Annotated in this window: 7 protein-coding genes and 1 pseudogene; 2 read left to right on the top strand and 6 right to left on the bottom strand. The window is 44.0% G+C overall.

Annotation, left to right across the window (positions count from 1 at the left end; genetic code table 11):
* The 6 genes and pseudogenes from C233_RS25210 to C233_RS0121700 all read right to left on the bottom strand — a co-directional run.
* Nucleotides 1-145: pseudogene (locus C233_RS25210) on the bottom strand (DDE transposase); the annotation flags it as partial.
* Between the two features lie 274 nt (nucleotides 146-419).
* Nucleotides 420-3191 carry a methionine synthase gene (gene metH / locus C233_RS23150; protein WP_018669565.1) on the bottom strand — a complete coding sequence of 924 codons (2772 nt, stop codon included), beginning with the start codon at nucleotides 3189-3191 and terminating at the stop codon, nucleotides 420-422.
* 31 nt (nucleotides 3192-3222) lie between these two features.
* Nucleotides 3223-3675 carry an SsrA-binding protein gene (smpB, locus tag C233_RS0121685; RefSeq protein WP_018669566.1) on the bottom strand — a complete coding sequence of 151 codons (453 nt, stop codon included), beginning with the start codon at nucleotides 3673-3675 and terminating at the stop codon, nucleotides 3223-3225.
* Nucleotides 3676-3683: 8 nt separating this feature from the next.
* Entirely contained in the window at nucleotides 3684-4229 is a 546-nt protein-coding gene (locus C233_RS0121690; protein ID WP_034778026.1) for a Yip1 family protein, read from the bottom strand.
* 26 nt (nucleotides 4230-4255) lie between these two features.
* On the bottom strand, nucleotides 4256-5050 hold the full coding sequence (locus tag C233_RS0121695) for a hypothetical protein (RefSeq protein ID WP_128081953.1): 795 nt from the start codon (nucleotides 5048-5050) through the stop codon (nucleotides 4256-4258).
* A gap of 83 nt (nucleotides 5051-5133) precedes the next feature.
* Complete coding sequence (locus tag C233_RS0121700; protein ID WP_025068965.1) at nucleotides 5134-5634, bottom strand: DMP19 family protein; 501 nt, start codon at nucleotides 5632-5634, stop codon at nucleotides 5134-5136.
* Between the two features lie 374 nt (nucleotides 5635-6008).
* Between C233_RS0121700 and C233_RS0121710 the strand changes: the two genes are divergently transcribed.
* Together C233_RS0121710 and C233_RS0121715 are read left to right on the top strand one after the other, a co-directional pair.
* Nucleotides 6009-6710, top strand: coding sequence for an iron-sulfur cluster assembly scaffold protein (locus tag C233_RS0121710; RefSeq protein WP_004290317.1), 702 nt, complete (start codon nucleotides 6009-6011; stop codon nucleotides 6708-6710).
* Nucleotides 6711-6729: 19 nt separating this feature from the next.
* On the top strand, nucleotides 6730-7740 hold the full coding sequence (locus C233_RS0121715) for a GGGtGRT protein (RefSeq protein WP_004290316.1): 1011 nt from the start codon (nucleotides 6730-6732) through the stop codon (nucleotides 7738-7740).
* The last annotated feature ends 278 nt before the right edge of the window (nucleotides 7741-8018 follow it).

An 8018-nucleotide genomic window follows, 5' to 3' on the forward strand; every position in this document is an offset into this window, starting at 1 on the left:
CTTTTGCCATGCGTTCAAACGGGAACACTGAGTGAAGCCTGCCAAGCTCACTCTCATTAAAACTTTTGCGGTATTTTTCCAGAACATCAAATTCTGTGAAGCCCAAAGTTGGGTGAATTTCGGAAATATTTTGTATCTTAGCCATATCTTAGTCGGGGAATTTCCCCCGTTTTGGCCTTCAAACCTTATTTGCGGGGGAATACCTAAAGATACAAAAAAGCCAGCTAATTCGCAATATTTTGTGTATGAATTAGTTGGCTGATTTTATATTATTTACTGAATGTCCCTATTTTAGACAGAAGAACAAAAGAACAGATTTCCTTCTTTTGTCTTTTTGTTCTTCTGTCCGAATTCCCGCTATTCTGTCTGAAAAATTAAAATCCATGTCAATCCGTACAATCTGTGGTGAGCCTATAAACTCAAAACAGTTTCAACCGGTTTGCCTTTGCTTCTTCAAGAGAAACTGTCTTTACCTGTTTTTCCTGATTTTTTTCACGTAACTGCTGATATTCGCTGGAAAGGGATTTCATCAATTCTTCCTTCTGGTTCGGATTCATCAGGCGGGCGGCTATCGTTGCGTTCTGCGAAGCATCTTTCAGATGAATGACCGGAGCATGGTAAACCGGTGCAATCTTCAATGCCGTATGTAAAGGAGACGTCGTAGCCCCGCCTATCAGCAAAGGTATATCGAGCCCCGCTTTTTCCAGTTCAATGGCAACATGTACCATTTCGTCCAATGAAGGGGTGATGAGTCCGCTCAATCCAATCATATTGACTTTTTCTTCTATGGCACGCTGCACAATGGTTTCGGCAGGAACCATTACTCCCAAGTCGATAATTTCGTACCCGTTACAAGCCATTACCACGGAAACGATATTCTTTCCGATATCGTGCACATCGCCTTTTACCGTGGCAAGCAATACCCTGCCGGCAGAAGTTGCACCTTCCTGCTTTTCCAATTCGATAACCGGCTGGAGAATGGCTACCGCCTTTTTCATGGTACGTGCCGTCTTGACAACTTGCGGAAGGAACATTTTGCCTGCTCCGAACAAATCGCCCACATAATTCATTCCGGCCATTAAAGGACCTTCGATAATATCCACAGCTTTCGGATAAATTCTTAAAGCCTCGGCAAGGTCTTCTTCCAGATAATCCCCGATACCTTTCGTCAAGGCATACTTCAGGCGTTCCTCTACCGTATCTTCCCGCCAGGCAAGTTGGGAGTTGGGAGTTGGGAGTTGGGAGTTACCGTCCGGTTGGGAACTCTTGGCGGCTTCTGCCTCGGCTTTCAGGCGTTCGGCAGTCTCAATCAACCGCTCGGCAGCATCTGCACGGCGATTAAGAACGACATCTTCTATGCGCTCCAGTATGTCGGCAGGTATATCGGTATAAAGTACGGAAGTGGCGGGATTTACGATGCCCATATCCATACCTTCACGAATGGCATGATACAGAAATACTGCGTGCATCGCCTCGCGGATATAGTTATTGCCGCGGAATGAAAACGAAAGGTTGCTGACTCCTCCGCTGACATGAGCACCGGGCAGGTTCTTCCGTATCCAACCAGCAGCACGGATAAAATCGACTGCATAATTATTATGTTCGTCCATACCGGTGGCTACGGCAAGCACATTCGGGTCAAAAATAATATCGTGCGGATTAAAACCAACTTCCTCTACCAGCAAGCGATAAGCGCGTCCGCATACTTCGATTCTACGCTCGTATGTATCTGCCTGCCCCTGTTCGTCAAATGCCATTACTACCGCAGCAGCACCATACCGCTTTATAGTACGGGCATGTTCAAGGAATTTTTCCTCGCCTTCTTTCAAAGATATGGAGTTGACGACCGACTTGCCTTGTACGCATTTCAATCCCGCAACTATCACATCCCATTTAGAAGAATCTATCATCACGGGTACACGGGCAATTTCCGGCTCGGAAGCTATCAGATTGAGAAAATTCGTCATTTCTTCCTCTGCATCCAGCAGTCCGTCGTCCATATTTATGTCGATTACCTGTGCTCCGTCTTCTACCTGCTGGCGGGCAATGCTCAGGGCTTCGTCATATTTCTTTTCATTGATTAACCGCAAGAACTTACGCGAACCGGCAACGTTACACCGCTCGCCCACATTGACAAAATTGTTTTCAGGCTTTACCTCCAGTAATTCCAGACCGGAAAGCCAAAGGTTACCGGGCACAGGAACCGGTACACGCGGTGTAGCACCTTCGACTAAAGATGAATATGCTGCAATGTATTCATCCGTCGTACCGCAACAGCCACCGATTATATTTACCAGTCCTTCATGGATATACTCCCTGACCTCATCGGCCATTTCAGCCGGTGTCTGGTCGTATTTGCCCATGCTGTTAGGCAGGCCTGCATTGGGATATGCGCTGATATAATAAGGAGCACGTGCGGCAAGCTGCTCGAGAAAAGGTTTCAGTTGGCGTGCGCCGAAAGAGCAGTTAAGTCCGACGGAGAAAATATCCGCATGTTGCACAGAAGCCAGAAATGCTTCCAGCGTTTGCCCGGACAGAGTACGCCCCCCGATATCGGAAACCGTTACGGAGAGCATTAAAGGTACACGGATACCAGTAGTATCCATAGCCTGCTCCGCAGCATATATGGCTGCTTTCGCATTCAATGTATCGAATATGGTTTCAATCAACAGGGCATCTACACCGCCTTCGAGCATCGCCTCCATTTGTTCGCGGTAAGCGGCGGCCAGTTCATCATAAGTCAGTGCGCGCAAAGCAGGGTTATTGACATCCGGACTCATGGAACAAGTTTTGTTGGTAGGTCCTATGGAACCTGCCACAAACCGCGGCTTATCAGGGGTCAGGACGGTAAATTCATCAGCGACCTCACGTGCCAGCCTTACTGCGGCAAGATTTATCTCACGTACATATTCCTGTACATGATAATCGGCCATACTGATACTTGTAGAACTGAACGTATTGGTTTCGATAATGTCCGCACCTGCTACAAGATACTTACGATGAATATCCTGTATCACATCCGGACGTGTCAGGCAAAGTATATCATTATTGCCTTTCAGTTGTCCGGGAATCCGGGTGAAGCGTTCTCCCCGGAAATCTTCTTCCGTTAAGTTGTATTGTTGTATCATGGTGCCCATAGCACCGTCCAGAATGAGGATGCGCTCACGCACCAAAGTTTCAATAGACGCCATTTGTATAAAATGTGATAGGATGATAATGAGGTTATCTCTTGAACATACGCGCCATATCGCGCTTATCATCTTTTTCTTTCAAAGCCTCACGCTTATCGTATTGTTTCTTACCTTTTGCAAGGGCAACGACTACCTTTGCCAGTCCTTTTTCATTGATGAACAGACGGATAGGTATCATGGTAAAACCGGGGTCTTTAGAACCGCGCTGCAACTTATCCAGCTCTTTCTTTGTCAGCAAAAGTTTACGCTCCCTGCGTGCATTATGATTATTGTACGAACCGTAAAAGTATTCGGCAATATGCATATTCTTCACCCACAGTTCGCCGTTGGCAAAATAACAGAATGTATCTACCAAGCTTGCTTTTCCCAAACGGATAGACTTAATCTCCGTACCGGTAAGTACGATACCCGCAGTATAGGTATCTACCAATTCATAATCGAAAGTGGCACGCTTATTCTTAATATTTACAGGAGCTTGTTTCATAAAATCAATCAGTTCAGCACTACCGTCAGCTTATTGAAAATGAATTCTATCACTGCCGGACAAGCTATTAACAATACGGAAGAAAGAATGGTGAACCTCAAACGGTCTTTTTCTGCTACTTTCATCAAAATAGCACTTCCTTCCCACACTACATATACGATATAAAACTGAAGCAACAAGGCTATTATACTGAAATCGGGCAGTATGCCGATAATGATTTTCAGCAGAAACGGCACTACCAGCGCATAGCCCGCAAACTGTTGCGTCAAAGGAATATCATTGTCCATAACAAACATTCGGACACGCAACCCATTGATGAGATAAGCTGCCAAAAAATATCCTCCGAACAAGGATACTGCCACAGCACAGCATTGTGTCATGGCATATTGAAAGCTTTGCGGACCACCCCAACCTTTCGCTACCAATGAGCCGATAAAGACGGATAACCCGCATAAACCAATCATAGGATAGACGAAAGCTGTAAACACCTTTCGTCTATCCTCTTCCAAACGAATTTCCTCCCAGGCACGCGCCGGAGAGGAAATCAGTAACATTGCTATATGGAATAGTTCTTTGTAATTCAATTATTAGTGTCCGATTTGAATGAGTATTCTACCTCATAAGACTGTAATTCTTCTTTCGCATCATCCAAACTGTTTGAGTCTGTCTTTTGTCCTTCATTTGCCCAAACCTTTATCTTAGTAGGAGTTTTTCCACCAGTCGCGGTGCTAAATTCTCCAAGAGCCTGAGTGATATCAAACGCTTTATAGATATAGGCATCGACTTTCACTTCCTCATCAGATGTATAATAACGTAAATATAAATTCAAAGTTGAATCATCGGTCGGTATCTCCGAATTATCATAAACTAAAGTAAACCGATGTTTGGATAAATCATCCGAATTATACAAGAAAACAACCGGTATCAGAATTGTCTTCTCATCAAAATAAGTGATACCATTATTGCTGCTTCCGTAATCACTGCCAAAACCTATTTTCCTGATTGTTGCATTTTCATAATCTTCACCCGTATTTCCAGACACTGTACTATGAGTTGCCGTACTTAAATTCTGAATACCGGAAACTGTTACTTTTACTTCCTTTGTTTGCTCCGTTACCGGTTGCTCTTCTGAATTATAGCTCCATGCTATCTGTACGATATCGCCACTATTTAAAGTTAAACCCGTTAACTGGCTGGGATTTGCAGCAGTATATTTTATATCACTGCCATAAAATTTAAAAGAATAAGTATATGGATCCGTTACTTTCATAAAAAAAATCCCTCCTACCGTAGGGTCACTCTCCCCCATACATGAAGTCAAAGAAATACCCGTCAACAAAGTAAAGGCAACCATTAAGAATTTCAATTGTTTCATAAACATTATTTTTTAGAGTTTGCAAAGATATAAATTTCAATTCACATAATGTAAATGCGGAAACATAAAAAATACTGCAACTGCTACTTTATTATTTTTGCAAATAAATCCAAATGTTCATCTACATACCCGGCGACCGATGCCGTATATTTTTCTTCTTTCTCCAGAAATTCGTCTTCCAGCACATCAAAAGCTTCATACTGTTCGTACATAGCCATAAACTCGTCATCGGTACGCTCGCGTTCCAAATCTTCACGGTGGGCATCATATATCTCTTTGGCTGTATACACAAGTTTGCTCAAATCCCCCACTCCCCACAGGCGCATTACTTTAGCAAAAGGATTAGCAAAAATATAACCACCGTACCCGTTCTGTATCAACTGGCAAAAGCCGCCTTCCATGAGTTCGTCGCGGAATATCTGATACGCCAATAGCGAATGTTGTTCGCCTGTGAGCAGAGGCATCGTTTCGGCAGTCAGCTCTCCGCCTATCACATTTTTATACGCATTCGTAAATACTTGAATGAAAGCATCCATTCCCTCGCCCGCAGCTTGTTGCAGAGCCGTATCAGCCACTTCTACCATATCCATATTATTAAGTCAGGTTACAAAGTTAACGTTTTATGCCAAAACTTCTGCAAGGAAAAACAAAATATCTATGAAAACCCGTCAAGTTCTATCGACTTTTACCGGAAACCGCAATTATTTAAGTGTTTTTCTGCAGGACAAGCAGAAAAGGAGAGGCAACAACTATACAGATACCACCCGGACAATAAAAGAACTGCAACAACTGCAAAGTCCACTTTACATTCCACAGAACTACAACTTATTATTACCTATTTTTAATAAAAAAGTCAAATTGAACGGTTGCCAGAAATCAAGAAAACGACTACCTTTGCAATCGCTTTATAAAAGAGGAACTACGTTTTTTTAATTATAACTTAAAAAAAGAGCTAATTATGACTTATTCACACGAAGTGGAACACATGTGTGTTGTAAAGAAAGGTCCTAACCACGGACCAGCTCCCATACCCGAAGAAGGCAAATGGGTAAAATCAAAAGAAATCGTTGATATTTCAGGTCTGACACATGGTGTAGGTTGGTGTGCTCCTCAACAGGGTGCTTGCAAGCTGACTTTGAATGTAAAAGAAGGTATCATCCAGGAGGCATTGGTTGAAACAATCGGTTGCTCCGGTATGACTCACTCAGCAGCTATGGCGGCTGAAATCCTTCCGGGCAAGACAGTACTCGAGGCATTGAATACCGACCTCGTTTGCGACGCTATCAATACGGCAATGCGCGAACTCTTCCTGCAAATCGTTTACGGCCGTACTCAGTCTGCTTTCTCCGAAGGCGGTTTGATTATCGGTGCCGGTCTGGAAGACTTGGGCAAAGGTCTGCGTAGCCAAGTAGGTACGTTATACGGTACTTTGGCGAAAGGTCCCCGTTATCTGGAAATGGCAGAAGGTTATATCAAGACTATCGCTCTTGACAAAAACGACGAAATCTGCGGATACGAATTCGTTCACATGGGTAAATTCATGGATGAAATCAAGAAAGGTACCGATGCCAACGAAGCATTGAAGAAAGTAACCGGTACGTACGGACGCTTCACTGCTGAACAGGGAGCTGTTAAACACATTGATCCACGTCACGAATAATATAAGGAGGAAAGAAACTATGATTAGAGAAGTAAAATTTGAAAGTCAAGACCGTCGTATCAAAGGTATCATCGAAGCCTTGAACGCTAACGGCATCAAAGACATAGAGGAAGCTAACGCTATCTGCGAAGCTGCCGGTCTGGACCCTTATAAGACGTGTGAAGAAACTCAGCCTATCTGTTTCGAGAATGCAAAATGGGCTTATGTCGTAGGTTGCGCTATCGCTATCAAAAAAGGTTGCAAGAATGCTGCTGATGCTGCCGAAGCTATCGGTATCGGTTTGCAGGCATTCTGTATTCCGGGCTCTGTAGCCGATGACCGCAAGGTAGGTATCGGTCACGGTAACCTGGCTGCAATGTTGCTCCGCGAAGAAACCAAGTGTTTCGCTTTCCTGGCAGGTCACGAATCATTCGCTGCTGCAGAAGGTGCAATCAAAATCGCCGCTAAAGCTGACAAGGTACGTAAAGAGCCTTTGCGTTGTATCCTGAACGGTCTGGGTAAGGATGCTGCACAAATCATCTCCCGTATCAACGGCTTTACTTATGTTCAGACTCAATTCGACTATTACACGGGTGAGCTGAAAGTTGTTCGTGAAATCGCATACAGCGACGGCCCCCGCGCCAAAGTAAAATGCTACGGCGCCGATGACGTTCGCGAAGGTGTAGCTATCATGTGGAAAGAAGGTGTAGATGTATCTATCACAGGTAACTCTACCAACCCGACCCGTTTCCAACACCCGGTTGCAGGTACTTACAAGAAAGAACGTGTTCTTGCCGGTAAGCCCTATTTCTCCGTAGCATCAGGTGGCGGTACAGGTCGTACGCTTCACCCGGACAACATGGCCGCCGGCCCTGCTTCTTATGGTATGACCGATACTATGGGTCGTATGCACTCAGACGCTCAGTTCGCTGGTTCTTCATCAGTTCCCGCTCACGTGGAAATGATGGGCTTCCTGGGTATCGGTAACAACCCGATGGTAGGATGTACGGTGGCTTGTGCGGTTGACGTGGCTCAGGCGCTCAGCAAGTAATTTAAAGTTACTATATAAAGAAGATAGGTTGTTACACCTATCTTCCTATTTTTATTAAAATAAACTCTTTACCGTAACTCTATACACTTAAAAATTGTACTTAGAACTAATAAAGTGACCCTCAAAAGTTCTTATTGAACTTTTAAGGGTCACTTTATAAATCACTGATTCACAGCGTTTATCGCGGAGAGACAGGCTCTCGAACTTATACTTTCACAGAATATCATAAAACTGCAAACGACTGATAATCAAGTGTAAATTACAATATAGAGTAAAAG

Source organism: Bacteroides gallinarum DSM 18171 = JCM 13658 (assembly GCF_000374365.1).
Lineage (GTDB): Bacteria > Bacteroidota > Bacteroidia > Bacteroidales > Bacteroidaceae > Bacteroides > Bacteroides gallinarum.